Origin of the sequence: Cryobacterium sp. BB736 (genome assembly GCF_014980265.1) — a bacterium.
In the GTDB taxonomy this organism is placed as follows: domain Bacteria; phylum Actinomycetota; class Actinomycetes; order Actinomycetales; family Microbacteriaceae; genus Terrimesophilobacter.
In genome coordinates this window covers 586,746-607,963 of record NZ_JABXWQ010000001.1, presented here as the reverse complement: position 1 = coordinate 607,963, position 21,218 = coordinate 586,746, and the positions used below count along the sequence as shown (strand labels likewise).

The 21,218-nt window shown below is 67.3% G+C and carries 16 protein-coding genes, 1 tRNA gene and 1 other RNA gene; 14 read left to right on the top strand and 4 right to left on the bottom strand.

What is annotated here, in order from left to right; translation table 11 throughout:
* Positions 1 to 12 precede the first annotated feature (12 nt).
* Positions 13 to 1,716, top strand: coding sequence for a helicase HerA-like domain-containing protein (locus tag IRG63_RS02820; protein WP_193509177.1), 1,704 nt, complete (start codon positions 13 to 15; stop codon positions 1,714 to 1,716).
* 37 nt (positions 1,717 to 1,753) lie between these two features.
* Entirely contained in the window at positions 1,754 to 2,095 is a 342-nt protein-coding gene (locus IRG63_RS02815; protein WP_168625730.1) for a hypothetical protein, read from the top strand.
* A 193-nt stretch (positions 2,096 to 2,288) separates the two neighbouring features.
* Here IRG63_RS02815 and IRG63_RS02810 read toward each other — a convergent pair whose 3' ends face one another.
* Positions 2,289 to 3,164, bottom strand: a complete 876-nt coding sequence (locus tag IRG63_RS02810; protein ID WP_193509176.1) for a trypsin-like serine protease — start codon at positions 3,162 to 3,164, stop codon at positions 2,289 to 2,291.
* Positions 3,165 to 3,511: 347 nt separating this feature from the next.
* On the opposite strand from IRG63_RS02810, the gene IRG63_RS02805 reads away from it, so the two are divergent.
* Positions 3,512 to 4,576: a 2,3-butanediol dehydrogenase gene (locus tag IRG63_RS02805; protein WP_193509175.1), complete on the top strand. Its 1,065-nt coding sequence runs from the start codon at positions 3,512 to 3,514 to the stop codon at positions 4,574 to 4,576.
* Positions 4,577 to 4,668: 92 nt separating this feature from the next.
* Here the strand turns inward: IRG63_RS02805 and IRG63_RS02800 are convergent.
* Positions 4,669 to 4,753: transfer RNA gene (locus IRG63_RS02800), tRNA-Ser, on the bottom strand.
* Positions 4,754 to 4,920: 167 nt separating this feature from the next.
* Here IRG63_RS02800 and pdhA point away from each other — a divergent pair.
* From pdhA to recR, 9 genes are all read left to right on the top strand, one after another.
* Positions 4,921 to 6,039: a pyruvate dehydrogenase (acetyl-transferring) E1 component subunit alpha gene (pdhA, locus tag IRG63_RS02795; RefSeq protein WP_193509174.1), complete on the top strand. Its 1,119-nt coding sequence runs from the start codon at positions 4,921 to 4,923 to the stop codon at positions 6,037 to 6,039.
* On the top strand, positions 6,036 to 7,037 hold the full coding sequence (locus IRG63_RS02790; RefSeq protein WP_193509173.1) for an alpha-ketoacid dehydrogenase subunit beta: 1,002 nt from the start codon (positions 6,036 to 6,038) through the stop codon (positions 7,035 to 7,037). Before pdhA ends, IRG63_RS02790 begins: the two co-directional genes overlap by 4 nt.
* 9 nt (positions 7,038 to 7,046) lie before the next feature.
* Positions 7,047 to 8,387 carry a dihydrolipoamide acetyltransferase family protein gene (locus IRG63_RS02785; protein ID WP_193509171.1) on the top strand — a complete coding sequence of 447 codons (1,341 nt, stop codon included), beginning with the start codon at positions 7,047 to 7,049 and terminating at the stop codon, positions 8,385 to 8,387.
* A 40-nt stretch (positions 8,388 to 8,427) separates the two neighbouring features.
* Positions 8,428 to 8,524, top strand: an RNA gene (gene ffs / locus IRG63_RS02780) — signal recognition particle sRNA small type.
* A 164-nt stretch (positions 8,525 to 8,688) separates the two neighbouring features.
* A complete protein-coding gene (locus IRG63_RS02775; protein WP_193509170.1) occupies positions 8,689 to 11,124 on the top strand; it encodes a phosphoketolase in 2,436 nt (811 codons plus the stop codon).
* Between the two features lie 38 nt (positions 11,125 to 11,162).
* Positions 11,163 to 13,292: a phosphate acetyltransferase gene (pta, locus tag IRG63_RS02770; RefSeq protein WP_370566162.1), complete on the top strand. Its 2,130-nt coding sequence runs from the start codon at positions 11,163 to 11,165 to the stop codon at positions 13,290 to 13,292.
* Positions 13,289 to 14,428: an acetate/propionate family kinase gene (locus IRG63_RS02765; RefSeq protein WP_193509169.1), complete on the top strand. Its 1,140-nt coding sequence runs from the start codon at positions 13,289 to 13,291 to the stop codon at positions 14,426 to 14,428. The genes pta and IRG63_RS02765 overlap by 4 nt, the downstream gene beginning before the upstream one ends.
* 82 nt (positions 14,429 to 14,510) lie before the next feature.
* Positions 14,511 to 16,469, top strand: a complete 1,959-nt coding sequence (locus tag IRG63_RS02760; protein WP_193509168.1) for a DNA polymerase III subunit gamma and tau — start codon at positions 14,511 to 14,513, stop codon at positions 16,467 to 16,469.
* Positions 16,470 to 17,069 (top strand): recombination mediator RecR, encoded by a 600-nt coding sequence (gene recR, locus IRG63_RS02755; RefSeq protein WP_168625721.1) that lies wholly within the window; start codon positions 16,470 to 16,472, stop codon positions 17,067 to 17,069.
* Positions 17,070 to 17,165: 96 nt separating this feature from the next.
* Here the strand turns inward: recR and IRG63_RS02750 are convergent, their stop codons facing one another.
* Positions 17,166 to 17,933, bottom strand: coding sequence for a PRC and DUF2382 domain-containing protein (locus IRG63_RS02750; RefSeq protein ID WP_193509167.1), 768 nt, complete (start codon positions 17,931 to 17,933; stop codon positions 17,166 to 17,168).
* A gap of 249 nt (positions 17,934 to 18,182) precedes the next feature.
* Here IRG63_RS02750 and IRG63_RS02745 point away from each other — a divergent pair, with 249 nt between their 5' ends.
* Positions 18,183 to 19,448 (top strand): aspartate kinase, encoded by a 1,266-nt coding sequence (locus tag IRG63_RS02745; protein ID WP_168625719.1) that lies wholly within the window; start codon positions 18,183 to 18,185, stop codon positions 19,446 to 19,448.
* Between the two features lies 1 nt (position 19,449).
* Positions 19,450 to 20,502: an aspartate-semialdehyde dehydrogenase gene (locus IRG63_RS02740; protein ID WP_193509165.1), complete on the top strand. Its 1,053-nt coding sequence runs from the start codon at positions 19,450 to 19,452 to the stop codon at positions 20,500 to 20,502.
* Between the two features lie 81 nt (positions 20,503 to 20,583).
* Here the strand turns inward: IRG63_RS02740 and IRG63_RS02735 are convergent, their stop codons facing one another.
* Complete coding sequence (locus IRG63_RS02735; protein ID WP_168625717.1) at positions 20,584 to 21,198, bottom strand: MerR family transcriptional regulator; 615 nt, start codon at positions 21,196 to 21,198, stop codon at positions 20,584 to 20,586.
* Positions 21,199 to 21,218: the final 20 nt, after the last annotated feature.

Below are 21,218 nucleotides of genomic sequence, written 5' to 3'. Positions count from 1 at the left end.
TAGGCTTGCCGCATGACGGATGCGACGGAGCAGGTCGAAGCAGCTAAGCGCGCCCTGGCCGAGGCACAGGCGGCCCTGGCGAAGGCCGAGGCGGATGCCGAGACATCCGGACGGGTCAGCAGCGACGCGCAGCCGGCTCCCCAGGCTCCGCTGAGCAGGGACGACGTCGACAGCATCCGCTCCGGCTACGCCTTTGACGGCTCGGTGCTCGAACTCGGCGCGCTCGTCAACGGCGACGCGCTCCCGGACGTGCAGGTGCGCATCCCGGTCGGCATGCTGAACCGGCACGCGCTGGTGGCCGGTGCCACAGGTACCGGCAAGACCCGAACCCTGCAGGTGCTCGCCGAGCAGCTGTCCACCGCCGGCGTACCGGTGTTCGCCGCCGACATCAAGGGTGATCTCACCGGCGTGGCAACCCCAGGGCAGCCGAGCGAGAAGCTGCTCGAGCGCACCACCGCTATCGGCCAGGACTGGGCACCCGCAGCGTTCCCAGTGGAACTGTTCAGCCTCGGCGGCACCGGCGTCGGCGTGCCGGTGCGGGCGACGATCTCCGGGTTCGGGCCGCTGCTGCTGTCCAAGGTCCTCGGCTTGAACGACACCCAGGAGTCGTCGCTCGGCCTGGTGTTCCATTACGCCGAGAAGGCCGGCCTCCCGTTGGTCGACCTGGCCGACCTGCGTGCGGTCCTGAACTGGCTCGTCGGCGACGGCAAGGACGACCTGAAGGACCTCGGCGGCCTCTCCAAGGCGACCGCCGGGGTGATCCTGCGCGAGCTCATCACCTTCGCCGACCAGGGCGCCGACGCGTTCTTCGGCGAGCCGGAGATGGACACGGCCGAGTTGCTGCGCACCGCATCCGACGGTCGCGGTGTGATCAGCCTGCTCGAAGTGCCGGGTGTGCAGGACAAGCCTGCCCTGTTCTCCACCTTCCTCATGTGGCTGCTCGCCGACCTCTTCAACGACCTGCCCGAGGTAGGCGACACCGACAAGCCGAAGCTCGTGTTCTTCTTCGACGAGGCGCACCTGCTGTTCAAGGACGCGTCCAAGTCCTTTCTGGCCCAGATCGTGCAGACCGTGCGACTTATCCGCTCCAAGGGTGTCGGCATCGTGTTCGTGACGCAGACGCCGAAGGATGTGCCGGATGACGTGCTTGCGCAGCTCGGTTCCCGCATCCAGCACCAGTTGAGGGCGCACACGCCGGATGCGGCGAAGGCGCTTCGCGCGACCGTGTCGACTTATCCGACCTCCGGGTACGACCTCGAGGAAGTGCTCACCCAGCTCGGGACCGGCGAGGCCATCGTGACCGTGATGAGCGAGAAGGGGGCGCCGACACCGGTCGCGTGGACCAGGTTGCGTGCCCCGCAAGGGCAGATGGACCCGTCTTCGCCGGATGCGATGGGTGCACTGGTCGCCGCGTCACCGCTCCAGGCGAAGTACGGAACCGCGCTCGACCCCGAGTCGGCTCGCGAGATCCTCGCCCGGAAGCTCGAGACGGCGGCCGAGGCGGCGAAGGAGAAGACGCCGGATGCCCAGGCGGAGTACGAGCGGATGCAGCGCGAGTGGGAGAAGTCGCTGCCGAAGACGCCCAAGGCGCCTCGCAGCACCAGCAAGCCGGCCAAGGAGCGCGACCCAGTGACCGATTTCCTCTCCTCCAGACAGGGCAAGTCGATCGTGAACAACGTCATCAAGGGCATCTTCGGCACGTTGAAGCGGCGCTGACACGGCTCACAGGTGACGCTCCTAGCCTCGCTCTCAGGTGGAGGTGAGCAGCATGTCGGGTGACTACGACCCAACCAAGGTCGGAAACCAGCCTGCGCTGCGGACGTCATCCGGGGCCATCTGGCTTGTCGTCGGCGGCATCCTGGCGGCGATCTGCGCAGGCATGCTTGCCTGGCTGTCGGTCCTCGACCCTGCAGTCGCCTGGACCGGGTTCGCCATCGTCCTGGCGTTGTACCTGGCCATGATCGGCGTGCGGCTGCTGGTGGAGCGCCAGCGCGTGCGGCTCATCACCCTCGCGATCCTGTTCGGGCTGATCCTGCTGACCTCGCTGGTGTGCGTCATCATCATCAACGCGGAGCAGTGGGCCGCAATCGCCTGACGCGCCTGCTCCGGACATCTGCGCCCCGTGCACCCGTCGCGGCTGTCCGCAACGGGCGCAGTTGGGCGGACGGGTGCGAATGTCCGGAACCGCGCGGGTTGGCGGCCGGAGCGCGTATGTCCGGAACGGGCGCGGACAGGCGCAGGCAAGGCGGATGCCGGCCGCACCGTCGCGACCGGCATCCGTCGATGTACTAGATCGTCACGAAGTCGATCTGCGCGAACTCCTCCGGCCCGATGACCGACTCGATCCACTCGAGTACCGCGGCCTGGTCGGTGCGGTACGCGAAGTCGACGCCGCGGCACCATTGGTTCAAGCCGAACGACGTGACGGCGACAATCGTGTTCGACTCGAACCCGCCGTAGAACACCGGTCCACCCGAGTCACCCGAGCAGGTCCCGCCCTTGCCGAGACCGTTGCCGTTGGTCTGCAGGTTGAACCCGTCGGTGAGCGCGCTGCGCAGGTTGGTGATCTTCGCTTCAGCCATCAGCCGCTCGCGGAAGGAGGTGAACCGGACCGGGTTCACCTCGGTCAGGCCATACCCGCTGGCGGTGACGGTCAGGTTCTTCTGACCGCGCGCCGTCGCGAACTGATCCAGCGACCCGGCCACGGCCAGCGAACCGTACTCGGCGAGCATGATCGGCTGATCGAGCACGACGATGCCGGCGTCCATTGTGTTCGGCAGCGTGTTCGTGAACCCGAAGTCGTAGAGCTCATCCGAGGTCGCGCACAGCACGCCGAGGGTCCCGGCGGCGCAGGTCTCCGGGTAGCCGGTCACAGGGTCGACGCCCGTGACGGGGTCGAGGTTCGCGCCGGCATCCTGCTGGAAGTAGACCCGCGCGGTTGACGCGCCCTGCGTGCAGTGACCTGCGGTCAGGAACACCGTCGGGGTGAGGAGAGCGCCGGAACACCTGTGAGTGAACTCGCCTGCATCGTCGTAGAAGACGACAAGGCCGACGAACGGGTGCTCGTTGTCTTCCACGAAGTCCCCGGTGATCGCGGATGCTGGTGCCGCGTAGCCGAGGATCATCGCGAACGCCGCGACGAGCACGAGTAGTAGTTTTCGCATCGCTTCCTCCTTGAAGCAGGCGTCTTGTGAACGCGTCTGATCTGACGGGCGTTGAGTCCCGGTCGTGTCACGTTAACCGCAGAGCACCCGGCCGGGCACACGGCTGGCACTCAGGCTTCGCGGCGCCCCGGAATGCGCCCGCTCCGGACAGCCGCGCCCGGCGCACCTGTCGCGGATGACCGCAGGGCTTGCGGATGACCGCTGGAGTCGCGGCCAGGTCGCACGCCACAGTGCGTGTCCAGATGCCTTGGTTAGTGTCTCGGCAACCGCTGGCATCCGTCATACGACGGGGCCCCCACGTCCGGCGAGTAACCCTGGTGGATGGACACGACGAAGGAGTGTGAGCCATGAAGACCGCCCGATACTACGGCAAGGAAGACATACGAGTCGAAGAGGTGGAGGAGCCTCAGCTGAGAGCGGGCACCGTCAAGATCGCCCCGGCTTTCAACGGCATCTGCGGTAGCGACTTGCACCTGTTCCACGACGGACCAATGCCTCCTGCGCCGACGTCCGATGCCGCGCACCCGCTTTCGGGCGAGACACTGCCCGTCGTGCTCGGTCACGAGTTCTCCGGCGTTGTCGAGGAGACTGGCGAAGGCGTTGAAGGACTTAAGGTCGGTGATTCCGTGGTCGTCGAACCGCTCATGGTCGACGGCACCTGTCCCGCCTGCAAGGCGGGCAAGTACAACCTGTGCGAGCAGATGGGATTCATCGGCATCTCAGGACTCGGTGGTGGCCTCAGCGAGCACATCGTCGTCGAGAAGCGCTGGGTGCACCCTGTGGGCGATATCCCACTTGACCAGGCCGCGATGATCGAACCGCTCGCGGTGGCGCTCCACGCAGTGAAGCATGCCGGCGCAACCGAGGGTCAGCTCGCCGTTGTGGGCGGCGCCGGTCCCATCGGTCTGCTTGTGGCAGCAGTGCTCAGGGCAAAGGGCGTGAAGACGATCGTCAGTGAAGTTTCTACGGCCCGCCGCGCCAAGGCTGATTCGTCGGGGGTCGCGGATGCCGTGGTCGACCCTTCGACCGAAGACCTGGGGAGCGTGGTGGCCGAGCACAGCGGGGGTGCGGGAGCTGATCTCGCGTTCGACGCGGCCGGCGTCGGCGTGGTGGTGCACCAGCTTCTCGAGGTGCTGGGTGCTGGCGGCCGTCTCGAGGTCGTCGCGATCCACACGAAACCGGTCGAGATCAACATCGCAGCAGAGCTGACGTTCGGCGATCATGTGCTCGGCAGTTCGATCGGCTACGCGAACGACCACCCCGAGGCGATCGAACTCGTACGAAGCGGCAAGGTGAACCTCGCGCCGTTCATCACGTCGAAGATCATTGTCGACGACCTTGTCGAGCAGGGCTTCGAGCGTCTCATCACGAATAAGGACAACGAAGTGAAGATCCTGGTGTCGATGCGCTAAGCCTCAGCGAAGTCCCCGGCCGATGGCCGGGGACTTCCTACGTGACAGCTGTCGCGACTCAGGTGATACCTATGTCCCGACTCATCGCGCTGCGGAGGATGGGGGATTCGAACCCCCGAGGGCTTGCACCCAACACGCTTTCCAAGCGTGCGCCATAGGCCACTAGGCGAATCCTCCTGGTGTTCCGGCGGTGCCGGATGACCTCCCACATCCTACGCGATCGGCTGGATGCCGCGCGCCGCCCCAGACCTCCGCTCCCTGTGCGATCGGTGCAAGTCGGCCACCACCACTCGAAGCGTGCCTACTGTGATGAGACAGGGTCATTCGAAGGAGTGAGGCCGGTCATGGCGGAACCCAAGCGGCGCGAGAAGGCAAACCCGCAAACCGGAGCCCAGCCACGATCCCGGACCAAACCAGCATCCGGAGCCAATCAAGCACCCGAAGACAGCCCCGACACCCTGCGCGGCTACTACGAGCAGATGGTGCTCGTGCGCGAGTTCGAGCTCAAGGCGGCCGAGATGTATGCGCGCGCCAAGATCGGCGGCTACTGCCACCTCAACCTCGGCGAGGAGGCGACCGTCGTCGGGCTGATGGCCGCGCTGCAACCGCAGGACTACCTCTTCACCTCCTACCGCGACCACGGTTACGCGATCGTCCGCGGCATGGAACCCCGCCGTGTAATGGCCGAGCTGTTCGGCCGCACCGACGGTGTCGTCGGCGGTCGCGGCGGCTCCATGCACATGTTCGACAGCGAGCTCCGAATGCTTGGCGGCTACGGCATCGTCGGCGGCCAGCTGCCGCCGGCGACCGGCGCAGCACTCGCGATCGCCTACCGCAGCGAGCCGGCGCCGGACGCCGAGGCGGTCATGTGCATCCTCGGCGACGGCGCCACCAACATCGGCGCGTTCCATGAGTCACTGAATCTCGCCGGCCTGTGGAAGCTGCCGATCGTCTACGTGATCGTCAACAATCAGCTCGGGATGGGCACGAGCGTCGACCGGGCATCCGCTGAACCCGATCTGTATAAGAGGGGTGCGGCGTACCGGATCCCCGGTGAGCGCGTCGACGGCGACGACCCGATTGTGGTGCGCGGCGCGGCGCTCGCCGCACTCGAACGGGCGCGCGTCGAACGGCAGCCGATGATTCTGGAGACGTTGAGCTACCGGCTGCGCGGCCACTCGGTCGTCGACCCGGCGAAGTACCGCCATCCGGACGACGTCGAGGAGGCGAAGCAGAACGACCCGGTCCCCGCGTTCCGCGCCCGGCTCGCCGAGCAGGGAGTGCTCGACGACGCGGCCGAAGAACAGTTGCACAAAGACGTCGAGCAGACCGTCGCCGAGGCGGTCGACTTCGCCGACGCCAGCCCGCTGCCCAGCGAGGAGGAGCTGTTCGAGTTCAGCTACGCCACCGAGGTCGCCAACATGCCGAACGCATACCCGGGAGAGCCGGTGATGGCCAGATGAGCGAGCCGAGGGTGATCACCTACCGGCAGGCGCTGCAGGAGACCATCCGCGCCGAACTCGAGCGCGACGAGAACGTCTTCGTCATGGGCGAGGAGATCGGTGTCTTCGAGGGGTCGTACAAGATCACCGCCGGCCTGCTGAAGGACTTCGGCCCGAAGCGCATCGTCGACACCCCGATCTCGGAGGAGGGCTTCGTCGGCGCGGCGGTCGGCGCGGCGATGCTCGGCCTCCGACCGATCGTCGAGATCATGACGCTCAACTTCAGCCTGATCGCGATCGACCAGATCGTGAACCACGCGGCGAAGATCTACGGGATGTTCGGCGGCCAATCCAGCGTGCCCATGGTCATCCGCACCCCTGGCGGCGGCGGGCAGCAGCTCGCGGCCACACACTCGCAGAACCTCGAGGTCTGGTACGCGCACATCCCAGGGATGAAGGTGGTCGCGCCGTCGACCCCAGCCGACGCCAAGGCGCTCCTCACCGCGGCCATCCGCGACGACGACCCGGTGCTGTTCCTCGAGAACCTGGCCCTGTACAACCGCAAGGGCGAGGTTCCGGATGGCGAGCTGGTCGCCGAGATCGGCCGCGCTGCGGTCGTCAAGACGGGCACCGACCTCACCCTCGTCAGCTACTCGCGCGGCATGGTGACGGCGCTCGAGGTGGCCAACGCATTCGACGAGGAAGGCATCTCGATCGAGGTCGTCGACCTGCGCAGCCTGCGACCGCTCGACCGGGAGACCTTCTGCGACTCGGTGCGCAAGACGAGTCGCGCGGTGATCTTCGAGGACGACATGCTGAGTTACGGCGTCGGCGCCGAGATCGCCGCGACGATCGGCGAGGGCGTATTCGACTACCTGGATGCGCCGGTAAGGCGGGTCGCCGCCGCCGAGGTGCCGCTGCCGTATGCGAAACCCCTCGAGCTGGCCGCGTTGCCGGATGCCGATGACCTCACCCGTGTCATCCGGGAGACCCTCGACGCCAGCGGGTTCAGGAAGTAGGAGGCACTGATGTCCGAAGTGACCATGCCGCGTCTCTCCGACACGATGGAGGAGGGTGAACTCGCCAAGTGGCTCAAGAATGTCGGCGACCCGGTCGCGAAGGGCGACGCGATCGCCGAGATCGAGACCGACAAGGCGACCATGGAGCTCGAATCGTTCGAGGACGGCGTTCTCGAGCAGCAACTCGTGCCAGAAGGCACAATCGTGCCGATCGGCCAGGCGGTCGCGGTCATCGGTGACGGTTCCAGCGCCAAGACACCGGATGCCGCACCGCAGCCAGCTGAGCAGGAGGCGGCCGGCGGCAAGGAGACTGGCGAGCCCTCGGAAGAGGAGCCGGAGGCGACGCCGGAGCCGGAGGCAGAGGAGCCGGGCGAACCGGCCAGCCCGGAGCCCACGGCCGCACCGAGCGGGAAGGCTGCTGCGGGTCTCACCACCGGCGGTGTCTCGCGCATGTCGCCGCTCGCACGCAAGCTGGCCCGCGACCACGGCATCGACCCCGCCACGATCGAGGGCACAGGGCCGCAGGGGCGGATCATCCGCGCCGACGTCGAGGCGGCGATCGCCGCTTCGGAATCCGAAGGCGCACCAGCGCAGCAGCCGCAAGAACCTGCCCCTGAAGCACCGCAGCTGAAGCAAGCGACACCTACCGGCGCAGCAGATGCCAAGGAGTCCGAGCGGGTGCCGGCCAATCGCATCCGGATGGTGGCGGCGAAGCGGCTCACCGAGAGTCAGCAGGTGCCGCACTTCTTCCTCACGGCGGTCGCCGAGCTCGACGCCTTCCTCGAGTTCCGCGCAAGCATCAACGCGACCCTCGAGAGCCAAGGCGTGAAGGTGAGCGTCAACGACCTCATCGTGCGCGCCGCCGCGGTGACGCTGCGCAGGCATCCGGAAGCGAACGCATCCTGGGACGGGGACGCAGTGCTCAGTCACAACCGCGTCAACATCGGGGTGGCGGTCGCGACTGACAACGGGCTGCTTGTGCCGGTCATCAAGGACGCCGACCGGATCTCGCTCAGCGAGGTGGCCCAGCGCACGCGCGCGCTCGCGGAGAAGGCCCGCGCCGGCAAGCTCGCCCTGGACGAGATGAGCGGCGGCACCTTCAGTGTCAGCAACCTCGGCATGTTCGGCATCGACCAGTTCACGGCCATGCTCAACCCGCCAGAGGCGGGGATTCTCGCGGTCGGCGCGGCCACCAAGGAGCCGGTCATGCGCGACGGGGCGCTCGCCGAGGTGTCGAAGCTGAAGCTCACGCTCACCGTCGACCACCGGGTGATGGACGGCGCGACCGGGGCCGCGTTCCTGGCCGACCTGGTCGCGGTGCTCGAGAAGCCGCTCGGGATTCTGCTCTGAGCTGTGGAGTGGACCGAAAGTGCCGAACCGGTAGACTAGCGGCGGCTCCTCGCGTGGCGCCATCCAGGCCAACTCCCCCAGGACGGAAACGTAGCAAGGGCAACCCGGCTCTGGCGGGTGCGCGAGGGGTCCTTTCTTTTCTCACCGCGAACGCACCGGCCGAAACTGCAGGAAAGTGCGCTTGGGAGGGCGTTTCAGTACGTTTGCGCAGTCTCGCGGGCGGCGGGCCTCAACGGCACCTGAGTGTGCGGTAATACCCGCTCCCTAGGATGAAGCGAGGGCGACCGAGCGGGAGAACCGAATGTCGGACAAGACCATCGAGCGAGCCGAGACCGCCGCTCCTGGCGAACCGGATGCCGGCACTCTCGCCGCGGTCGACGCGTATTGGCGGGCGGCCAACTACCTCAGCGTCGGGCAGATCTACCTTCTCGACAACCCACTGCTGTCCGATCCGCTCGCCGCCGAGCACATCAAGCCCCGGCTGCTCGGACACTGGGGAACCACCCCTGGACTCAACTTCCTCTACGCCCACCTGAACCGCATCATCCGGGAACGGAACCAGAAGACGCTCTACATCACGGGTCCCGGTCACGGCGGTCCCGGCCTGGTCGCGGGCGCGTGGCTGGACGGGACGTACTGCGAGGTGTACCCGGCCATCTCGCAAACGACCGACGGGATGCGCGCACTGTTCCGCCAGTTCTCCTTCCCCGGCGGCATCCCCAGCCACGTCGCCCCGGAGACGCCCGGGTCCATCCACGAGGGCGGTGAACTGGGGTACTCGCTGAGCCACGCCTACGGCGCCGCGTTTGACAACCCGGACCTGCTTGTCGCCGCCGTGATCGGGGACGGCGAGGCGGAGACCGGCCCGCTCGCCGGCAGCTGGCAGTCGAACAAGTTCATAGACCCGGTGCAGGACGGCGTCGTGCTGCCCATCCTGCATCTCAACGGCTACAAGATCGCCAATCCGACTGTGCTCGCCCGAATCGACGACGACGAGCTGCTCGACCTGATGCGCGGGCACGGCCACCGGCCGTACGTCGTCGAGGGCGGTTTCGACGGCGAAGACCCGATGCTCGTGCACGAGCGGATGGCGCGCACCCTGGACGAGGTGATGGACGAGATCGCCGCGATTCGGCAACGCGCAGCCGACGGCGACACGTCCCGCCCGCGCTGGCCGATGATCATCCTGCGCACACCGAAGGGCTGGACCTGCCCGCCCGTCATCGACGACGAACCGGTCGAGAACACCTGGCGCTCCCACCAGGTGCCGCTCTCGAATGTGCGCGGCTCGGCAGAGCACACCGTCATTCTCGAGGAGTGGATGCGCTCCTACCGACCGGAGGAGCTCTTCGACGCCGACGGCGCACCGACCCCGCTCGTGAAGGCATCCGTGCCCTATGGGGACTTGCGGATGAGCGCAACACCGCACGCAAACGGCGGGCTGCTGCGCCGCGAACTCAAGTTGCCGGACTTCCGCGACTACGGGGTCGAGGTTCCGAGACCGGGCGCGGTTGACGGCGAGGCGACACGGGTGCTCGGCACCTGGCTCGCCGACGTCATTCGCGACAACCCCGATAACTTCCGCATCTTCGGCCCCGACGAGACAGCATCCAACCGGCTCGCTCCCGCCGTCTACTCGCACACTGCCAAACAATGGGCGGCCGACATCCTGCCTGTCGACCAGAATCTCGCGCGCACCGGACGCGTCATGGAGGTTCTCAGCGAGCACCTGTGCGAGGGTTGGCTCGAGGGCTACCTGCTGACCGGGCGGCACGGCCTCTTCAACTCGTACGAGGCGTTCATCCACATCGTCGACTCGATGTTCAACCAGCACGCCAAGTGGCTCAAGGTAGCGCGGGAACTGCCGTGGCGCCGCCCCATCTCGAGCCTCAATTATCTGCTCTCCAGCCATGTCTGGCGGCAGGACCACAACGGATTCAGCCACCAGGACCCCGGCTTCATCGACCACGTGATCAACAAGAAGGCCGAGGTCGTGCGGGTCTATCTCCCGGTCGACGCCAACACGCTGCTGAGCACCTACGACCACGTCCTGCGCACGACCGACTACGTCAACGTCGTCGTGGCGGGCAAGCAGCCGCAGCCCCAGTGGCTGACCATGGAGCAGGCCGTCGCCCACTGCACGCAGGGCGCCGGCATCTGGGACTGGGCCGGCACCGAAGTGGCGGGGGAGGAACCGGATGTCGTGCTCGGCTGCGCAGGCGACGTGCCGACCATGGAAACCATCGCCGCGGCATCCATTCTCCGGGAGCACCTGCCGCAGTTGAAGGTTCGGGTGGTGAACGTCATCGACCTGATGCGCCTGCAGGATCAGCGCGAACATCCGCATGGCATGTCAGACGCCGACTTCGACGCCCTGTTCACCGTCGACAAGCCGGTCATCTTCGCCTACCACGGCTACCCGACGCTCATCCACCGCCTCACCTACCGTCGGGCCGGTTACGACAACCTGCACGTGCGCGGCTACAAGGAGAACGGCACGACCACGACCCCGTTCGACATGCTCATGCTCAATGACCTCGACCGGTACAAGCTGGTCATTGACGTGATCGACCGCGTGCCGCACCTCGCCGAGACGCAGGCGACGCTGCGGCAACGGATGCAGGATGCCCGGATTCGCGCGCGTCAGTACACGCGGGATCACGGCGAGGACATCCCCGAGGTTGCGGACTGGGTGTTCCAGGGGGCGCACGCCGGACCTCGCACCGGCGCCGACTGACCGCTCCGGCGGCCGCAGAGGGTTCCGTAGGATTGTTGGTGCCGCGCCACCGGCGGCGAAGGGAAGTCTCGAAACTGAACTCGACACGCAGCGTCTACATCACCTCGGCGGAAGGCAACACCGGCAAGTCGACCATCGCTCTCGGAGTGCTGGCGACGCTCTCCCGGTCGGTGAATCGGGTGGGAGTGTTCCGTCCGATCTCCCGGTCCTCGACCGAGCGCGACTACGTGCTCTCGCTGCTGCTTGAGCATGACGGTGTCGACCTCGACTACGACGAGTGCATCGGCGTCGGCTACGAGGACGTGCACGATGACCCGGATGCCGCGCTCGCCCGCATCGTGGAACGGTACAAGGCCGTCGAGGCCAAATGCGACGCGGTCGTCGTGCTCGGCTCGGACTACACAGGAGTCGGCGCGCCGACCGAGTTCGGCTACAACGCGCGCATCGCCGCGAACCTCGGAATGCCGGTGCTGTTGGTGGTCGGCGGACGCAGCAAGACCACCGGGCTCGCGCGCACCCCGGAGGCGGTCGGCCAGGCTGCCGAGATCGCCATCGACGAGCTGCGCCATGAGCACGCCCATCTGGCCGCCGTCATCGTCAACCGCGGCGATCCCAAACGGCTGGACGAGATCACCGCCGCCGTCGGCACCCAGACCAGCACGCCGGTGTGGTCGGTACCAGAGGACCCGGTGCTGGTCGCCCCGACGATGCGCTCGATCATGGAAGCGACGGACGGCACGCTGGTGCGCGGCGACGACGAGCTGTTGGACCGCGAAGCCATGGGCGTTGTTGTCGCCGGCATGAGCATGAACAACGTGCTGCTGCGCCTGATCGAGGGCTCCGTCGTCGTGGTCCCGGCCGACCGCACCGAGGTGCTGCTCGCTGTCATCATGGCGAACGAGTCGGCGACCTTCCCCTCCCTGGCCGGGATCGTGCTCAACGGCGGGTTCGAAGTGCCCGACCAGATCATCCAGCTCATCGACGGCGTGCGGCCGACGCTGCCGATCATCGCCTCCCCGCTGGGCAGCTACGACACCGCGGTGACGATCACCAACATCCGGCCGCGCCTCGCCGCCGACTCGCAGCGCAAGCTCGACAGTGCGCGGGCGCTGTTCGAGCAGCACGTCGATTCGGCGCAACTGCTCGAACTGCTCGAGGTGGAGAGCACCGACGTCGTCACACCCCTGATGTTCGAGTACGGGCTGGTGGAGCGCGCACGGGCCAACCGCAAGCACATCGTGCTGCCCGAGGGTGAGGACGACCGCATCCTGCGTGCCGCCGCCACCGTGCTCTCGCGCGGCATCGCCGACCTGACCATCCTCGGCGAGGAGATCGAGGTGCGGGCCCGCGCGATCGGGCTCGGCCTCGACATCCGCCAGGCGCAGGTGATCAGCTCGTTCGACGACGTGCTCCGGGAGAAGTTCGCTGCCGAGTACCAGCAGCTGCGCGCCCACAAGGGCGTCAGCCTGGAGAGCGCGCGCGACACCGTCACCGACCCCAGCTACTTCGGCACCCTCATGGTGCACAGGGGACTCGCCGACGGGATGGTCTCCGGCGCCGCACACACCACAGCGCACACCATCCGCCCGGCATTCGAGATCATCAAGACCAAACCGGATGTCTCGGTCGTCTCGAGCGTGTTCCTCATGGCACTCGCCGACCGGGTTCTGGTCTACGGCGATTGCGCGGTCATCCCCGACCCATCTGTCGAACAGCTCGCCGACATCGCGGTGTCCGCAGCCGAGACGGCCGTGCAGTTCGGTATCGATCCACGGATCGCGATGCTGTCCTACTCGACCGGCGCATCCGGAACCGGCACCGACGTCGACAAGGTGCGCGCCGCGACGGCGATCGTGCGTGAGCGACGACCCGACCTGCCGGTCGACGGGCCCATCCAGTACGACGCGGCGGCGGACGCTGCGGTGGCGAAGGCGAAGCTGCCCGAGTCGGAGGTCGCCGGGCGGGCAACGGTGTTCATCTTCCCCGACCTCAACACCGGCAACAACACGTACAAGGCGGTGCAGCGCAGCGCCGGTGCGGTGGCCATCGGGCCGGTGCTGCAGGGGCTGCGGCTGCCGGTCAACGACCTGTCCCGCGGCGCGACGGTGAAGGACATCGTCAACACCATTGCCATCACCGCCATCCAAGCCCAGAGCGCGAAGCGATGAGCCAGGTTTTCATCGTCAACTCGGGGTCCTCCTCGATCAAGTACCAGCTGATCGACCTCGACACTGACAAGCCCGTGGTCGATGGGATCATCGAGCGCATCGGTGAGCCGGGCGAGGTGCCCGACCACGAGGCAGGCATGAAGCGCGTGCTCGTCGAGACGATCGGCACCGACCGCGACATCGTGGGAGTGGGGCATCGGGTGGTGCACGGTGGCCCGCACTTCTCCGAGGCGACGGTGATCACGGATGAGGTCGAGCGGCTCATCGAGGAGGTGTCGTCGCTCGCGCCGCTGCACAATCCGGCGAACCTGCTCGGCATCCGTGCCGCCCGTGCTGCCCTTCCGGACGTGCCGCACGTCGCGGTGTTCGACACCGCGTTCCACCAGTCGCTGCCGCCGGAGGCGTACACCTACGCCATCGACCGGGAGATCGCTGAGCGCTATAAGGTGCGGCGCTACGGGTTCCACGGCACGTCGCACCAGTATGTCGCGGGTGAGGCGGCGCGCTTCCTCGGGCGGCCGGTCGAGGAGCTGCGGATCATCGTGCTGCACCTCGGCAACGGAGCATCGGCGACCGCGGTTCGCGGCGGCAAGTCGATCGACACGTCGATGGGGCTTACCCCGCTCGAGGGTCTCGTGATGGGAACCCGGTCGGGCGATATCGACCCCGGCGTCGTGTTCCACCTGCGCCGGCAGGCAGGGATGAACGTCGATGAGCTCGACGACCTGCTCAACAAGCGGAGCGGGCTGCTGGGTCTCACCGGCACCGGTGACATGCGCGATGTGCAAGAGGCCGGCTCACGCGGCGATGAGGCGGCCGAGTTGGCGCTCGCCGTGTGGCGGCACCGCATCCGGCACTACATCGGCGCGTACATTGCGGAGCTCGGCGGTCTGGACGCCCTGGTTTTCACCGCGGGCATCGGCGAGAACAACGGACTGCTGCGGCGGCGGGCGCTCGCCGGGCTGGAGTTCTTGGGGATCGAGGTCGATCAGGATCGCAACGAGCTGGCCTCCAAGTCGGCTCGGTACATCTCGCCGGAGGATGCGCCGGTGGCGGTGCTCGTAGTTCCAACCAACGAGGAGCTGGAGATCGCGCGCCAAACCGTCGCGGCGATCGCCGCCCTCCCCGCTGGTTGAGGGATCGCGCTAGCGATCGTCTCGAAACCAGTCATCCACACCAACGGCCGCCCAGGTCGGGGGTGGCCACTATCCTTGGTACGTGGTCACCGCCCTGTATCGCCGCTACCGGCCTGAGACGTTCGCCGAGCTGATCGGCCAGTCCCAGGTGACCGAGCCGCTGCAGACGGCGCTGCGTACCAACCGGGTCAACCACGCCTACCTGTTCAGTGGACCACGCGGATGCGGCAAGACCACGTCCGCGCGCATCCTGGCCCGCTGCCTGAACTGCGTGGAGGGTCCGACCGACACTCCGTGCGGGAAGTGCCCGAGCTGCATCGAGCTGTCCCGCGACGGTGGCGGTTCTCTCGACGTGGTCGAGATCGACGCCGCCAGCCACAACGGTGTCGACGACGCTCGTGACCTGCGCGAGCGCGCGGTGTTCGCTCCCGCGCGCGACCGGTACAAGATCTTCATCCTCGACGAGGCGCACATGGTCACGCCGCAGGGCTTCAACGCCCTGCTGAAGATCGTCGAGGAGCCGCCGGAGCACGTGAAGTTCATCTTCGCGACCACCGAGCCCGACAAGGTGATCGGCACCATCCGGTCCCGCACGCACCACTACCCGTTCCGGCTGGTGCCACCCGCACAACTGCTCGAGTACGTGCAGCAGCTCATCGACGAGGAGAAGGTCACCGCCGAGCCCGGCGTGCTGCCGCTTGTCGTGCGTGCCGGCGGCGGTTCGGTGCGCGACACCCTCTCGCTGCTCGACCAGCTCATCGCTGGCTCCGACGGCACCTCGATCGACTACGAGCGCGCGGTCGCATTGCTCGGCTACACGCACTCGGCGCTGCTCGGCGAGGTCATCGATGCGATCGGCGCTCGGGATGCCGCTGCAGCGTTCGCCGCGGTCGACCGGGTCATCCAGACCGGTCAGGATCCGCGCCGGTTCGTCGAGGACCTGCTCGAACGTCTGCGCGACCTCATCATCGTCGCAGCAACCGGCTCAGGGGCCGCTGCGGTGCTGCGCGGAATCCCAGAGGACGAGCTCGAGTCCATGACGGCTCAGGCAGCGCGGTTCGGCGGCGCCGAGCTCAGCCGGGCTGCGGATGTCGTGAACGCCGCGCTCACCGAGATGACCGGCGCCACGTCGCCGCGGTTGCACCTGGAGCTCATGGTGGCGCGAGTGCTTGTGCCCGCGGCCGACGAGTCCGAGCGCGGGACGCTGGCTCGCGTGGAGCGTCTCGAGCGCCGAATCGGTGTTGCAGGGGATGCCGCGCCCGGCCCGGTGGCTGAGGAAGAAGCCGCAAAGCCGGCGGTCTCGAAGCCGGTCGCGGCAACCCCGCCCGCCCCAGAATCGGCGAAGCCGGTCGTCTCGAAACCAGCCCCCGCAGCGGCCCCCGCCCCCGCAGCATCCCCCACCGACGTCACCTTCGACCAGCTCAAGGATGCCTGGTCCCAGATCGTGGAAGCAGTCGGTGAGCGCAAGCGCACCGCGTGGGCCGTCGTCTTCACCGCGAAGCCGATGGGCCTGAAAGACGACGTGCTCGCGCTTGCGTTCCCCAGTGAGAACGACGTCGCGGGCTTCCGTCAGCCGCAGGCGGCCGGCGAGAGTGTGAGCGAGATCCTGCGCCAGGCGATCGTCGACGTGCTGGGCATCCGGGTGAAGTTCATCGCTCGGGTCGATGCGGCCGCGAAACCGCAGCGCACTGAGCCGCCGCACGACGACGTCCCGCCACCCGCCGAGGAGCCCGAGCCGGCACCGGAGGAACACGGCGGCTGGGCGGTCGCACAGATCCCGGACTCGGAGCCGCCGGCCGAGCGCCGAGCACCGGCACCGGCCGCTGCGCCGACGGCTGCCGCGCCGCCGACGGCTGCCGCCACGCCGGCACCGACGAAGCCGAACCGACCTGCCGCGGCGCCGGGCGCATCCGGTGCCCGGCCGTCCAACGTCCCGCCGCCCCGGCAGCGTTACGGTGAGTCAGTCGTGCGTGAATTGCTGAACGCGAGCTTCATCGAGGAACAGCCGATCGAGCAGCGCGTGACGCCGATGGAGGGCTAGTTGTACGAGGGCATCGTCCAGGAACTGATCGACGAGCTCGGCCGCCTCCCCGGCATCGGGCCGAAGTCGGCGCAGCGCATCGCGTTCCACATCCTGCAGACCGAGTCGTTCGATGTCTCGCGTCTCGCCGAGGTGCTCATCGAGGTGCGCGACAAGGTGCGGTTCTGCGAGGTGTGCGGCAACGTCACCGAGCAGGAGCGTTGCCCGATCTGCCGCGACCCGCGCCGCAACGCGAGCCTCATCTGCGTTGTTGAGGAGGCGAAGGATGTCGCCGCGATCGAACGCACCCGGGAGTTCAAGGGTCTCTACCACGTGCTCGGCGGTGCCATCAGCCCGATCGACGGCGTCGGCCCCGACGACCTCCGGATCCGGCAGCTGATGCAGCGACTCGCCGACGGCACCGTCACCGAGGTCATCATCGCCACGAACCCGAACCTCGAGGGTGAGGCCACCGCAAGCTACCTCAGTCGCCTGCTGATCCAGCCCGACCTGCGCGTGACGCGCCTCGCATCCGGTCTCCCGGTCGGCGGCGACCTCGAGTACGCCGACGAGGTCACGCTGGGTCGCGCGTTTGAGGGCCGACGGAGCGTTCAGCACTAAGCGCCGTTCCGGACAGCCGCGCTCGTTCCACTGAACCGCGACCGTTGCGGACATCCGCGCCAGGTGCGCCTGCCGCGGATGTCCGCAGGCGGCGCGTTACATGCCCCGGTCTCGGCGAGTGTCGTCGACGTCCGACTCGATCTTCTCCTTGCGAACGGTCTCGTTCACCTGCTCCTGCTCGGTGACCTCGTCCTTCTCGAGCCTCACCCGCTCAACCGGCTTGGTGGTCTTCTCGACCACCGGAGTCTCGGCGTGCAGGGTCACTTCGTGCTCGCTCTCCGTGATGTCCGGGCCGCTGAGCGCTTCGTCGATGTTCTCGTCGGTGATCGGCTCGCGAACCACCCGCACCTCCTCGTGGCTGACCGGCACAGTCGTCTGCACGTTCTCGGTCACCACGTACTTGCGCAGGTGGGCGTGACCAGTGGCGTGGCGTTCCTTGCCGACTCGCAACTCCTCCTCGGATCGGGTCATCGCGTCGTCAGTCTTGCCCCGCACGTCGGACCGTTCCTGCATGTCGGAGCGCATGTCCGTGCGATCGCCCGTCGTTCCTTCCAGGTGGTAATAGTTGTAGAGCTCGTCCTCCTGGCGTTCGTCGAGGTGCGCGTCCGCGTCGATTCGTGGCGCATCCTTCACCATGTCTTTGTCGTACGGCACCCTCACGTGGTCGCCCTCGAGAGTGGCATCGCGGATAGGAACGAAGCTCTCGGACATGCCGAAGAGTCCCGTCATGACGGTGACCCATTCCGGGTCGCCGGTCTGGTCGTCAAGGTAAAGCTGGCCCACCTTGCCTATCTTGTTTCCGCTCGTGTCGACTACCTCTCCGTGGTCGCGCACTATGGTTTGCAGCTTTTCGGTGGCGATCATTGCTCGCTCCAGTCTGTTGTTCGTTCTTTTGGATTGGTTCCCATTAACGTCCGAGTGAGGGGGGTTACCGATAGGGGTCGCGACGAACTTAAGGGAAGTGTCTAGCGCACGTTGTGCGGCCACCCATGTTGAGCAATTTGCCGAGCAGTTACGCCAGCGCATTGCGGGGCGCGTAACGCTGAGCGAGGCGTCAAGGTCATGCCGGTAGAATTCTTGTCTTCGACCCCCTTGACCAATTCCGGAGAACGCGTGAGCCTCATCGTGCAGAAGTACGGCGGGTCATCCGTCGCCGACGCTGAGAGCATCAAGCGTGTTGCGAAGCGGATCGTTGAGACCCGCAAGGCCGGCAACGAGGTTGTCGTCGTCGTCTCGGCAATGGGCGACACCACCGACGAGTTGGTCGACCTGGCCAGCGAGGTCGCACCGATGCCATCCGGTCGCGAACTCGACATGCTGCTCACCGCGGGCGAGCGCATCTCGATGTCGCTGCTGGCGATGGCGATCAAGGCGATGGGCGTCGAGGCCCGCTCCTACACCGGCAGTCAGGCCGGGATGGCGACGGATGCCCGGCACGGCAGCGCCCGTATCGTCGAGGTGAACCCGACCCGCATCCGTGCAGCCATCGACGCCGGCGCCGTTGCGATCGTCGCCGGCTTCCAGGGCTTCAACCGTGGCACGGGCGACATCACGACGCTCGGGCGGGGTGGCTCGGACACGACCGCCGTCGCCCTGGCTGCAGCGCTCGGCGCCGAGGTCTGCGAAATCTACACCGACGTCGACGGCATCTACACCGCCGACCCGCGGGTCGTGCCGAGCGCCCGCAAGATCGACCGGCTGACGAGCGAGGAGATGCTCGAGCTCGCCGCGGCCGGCGCCAAGGTCCTATATATACGCGCAGTGGAATATGCGCGGAGGCACGGGGTAACGATTCACGTGCGCTCGTCGTTCAACAACAACGAGGGCACCCTCGTCCTTCACCCCGAGAACGGAGAAACCGTGGAAGAGCCAATGATCGCCGGACTGGCCGTCGACCTGGGCGAAGCAAAGATCACGGTCGTCGGAGTTCCGGATGTCCCGGGCAAGGCCGCGCAGATCTTCAACCTGGTCGCCAGCACCGAGGCGAACATCGACATGATCGTGCAGAACGTGTCGGCCGCCGACACCGGCCTGACCGACATCTCCTTCACACTGCCCATGTCGGAGGGAGTCAAGGTCATGCAGGCCCTGACCGCGGCGCAGGATGACATCAACTACGAGTCCCTGCAGTACGACGACCAGATCGGCAAGCTCGCGCTGGTCGGCGCTGGCATGCGCACCAACTCCGGTGTCTCCGCCAAGCTGTTCACCGCCCTGTTCGACGCCGGCATCAACATCGAGATGATCTCCACCAGCGAGATCCGGATCTCGGTCGTCACGCGCGCCGACACCATCAATGACGCGGTGCGCGCGGTTCACTCCGCATTCGAACTCGACGGCGAGGAACCCGCCGTCGTCCACGCGGGAACGGGGCGCTGACATGACGAGCGTGAACATCGGAGTGGTCGGCGCTACCGGTCAGGTCGGCGCGGTGGTGCGCCGCCTGCTGGAGGAGCGCGACTTCCCCGTCGCAAACATCCGGTTCTTCGCATCCGCTCGCTCCGCAGGCACGACGCTGCCTTTCAAGGGCGAGCAGATCGTGGTCGAGGATGCGGCGACGGCCGACCCGACCGGGCTCGACATGGCGATCTTCTCGGCCGGCGCGACGACCTCGAAGGCCCAGGGGCCGCGGTTCGCGGCGGCGGGCGTGACGGTCATCGACAACTCGTCCGGCTTCCGGATGGACCCGGATGTCCCGCTCGTGGTGAGCGAGGTCAACCCGCACGCGATCGGCGAGGCGCGCAAGGGCATCATCGCGAACCCGAACTGCACGACCATGGCCGCGATGCCGGTGCTGAAGGTGCTGCACGAGGAAGCCGGGCTCGAGCGGCTCATCGTGAGCACCTACCAAGCGGTGTCGGGCGCCGGTCTCGCCGGCGGTGAGGAACTGCTCGAGCAGATCCGCGCGGCCGTCGACCAGGACCTGATCGGCCTCGTGAACGACGGCAGCTCGGTGAACTTCCCTGCGCCGGCCAAGTTCCCGAAGCCGATCGCGTTCGACGTCATCCCGCTGGCCGGTTCGATCGTCGACGACGGGCTGGGCGAGACCGACGAGGAGAAGAAGCTCCGCAACGAAAGCCGCAAGATCCTCGAGCTGCCCGACCTGCTGGTCAGCGGCACGTGCGTGCGGGTGCCGGTGTTCACCGGGCACTCCCTGTCGATCAACGCCGAGTTCTCGAAGTCGATCACGCCCGAACGCGCGCAGGAGTTGCTCGCGGATGCGCCGGGCGTCGCGCTCTCGGATGTCCCCACCCCGCTCGAAGCGGCAGGGAATGACCCGAGCTACGTCGGTCGCATCCGGCAGGACGAGGGTGTGCCGAATGGTCGTGGCCTCGCCCTGTTCATCAGCAACGACAACCTGCGCAAGGGTGCTGCCCTGAACGCGGTGCAGATCGCCGAACTGGTGGCCTCCCAGCTCGCCGCCCGCGCCTGACCCGTTTCAAGGAGTATCTGCCGTTCGGGACTCCCGTACGGGCGAGTACGGGCATCCGCCGTCGGATCTCCTTGAGATGGGTTAAGAGGAGCCGCCGAGGGCGCGGTACACCGCGTCCTGATGCGCGAGCCGGCGCATCGCCGCGATGACCGGCTCGTACAGGGCGGTGCCGAGCACCGCGTACTTGACCGCATCCGCCGGGTCGGTGGTGCTCATGTTGCCGATATCGAACTCGGCCAGCTCCATGATCGCCCCGCCGTACGCCCGCAGCCGATCGTCGGTCATCGGCACGCCCGCCGCCTCGGCCGCGGCGAGCGCTCGCTCAAGCTGAGCCACCGCCGCGTAGTCCGGGTCGTACACCTGGCCCAGGGCCTCGATGGCCCGCTTCGCTCGCGGGTACTCCGCCGCATCCGACCCGCCATACGGAGGCAGCTCTTCGAGCGCCCGGCCGATGGTGCGGACCAGGTCCGATTCCGGATGCTCGATCACGTCGATCACGGCCTTGGCCCGCTTCACGCTCAACCCGGCCACGTCGATCAGCGCCCGGATGAGCCCCAGCCGCTCCACGTGCGCGTCGTCGTAGTCCGCCTGGGTCGCGCCGGTTGCCTGCCCGGGCATGAGGAGACCCTCGCGCAGGTAGTACTTCACGGTCGCGAGCGGAACGCCGGTGCGGTCGACGAGCTCGGAAATGCGCACGATGCTCCTTGACAAGATAG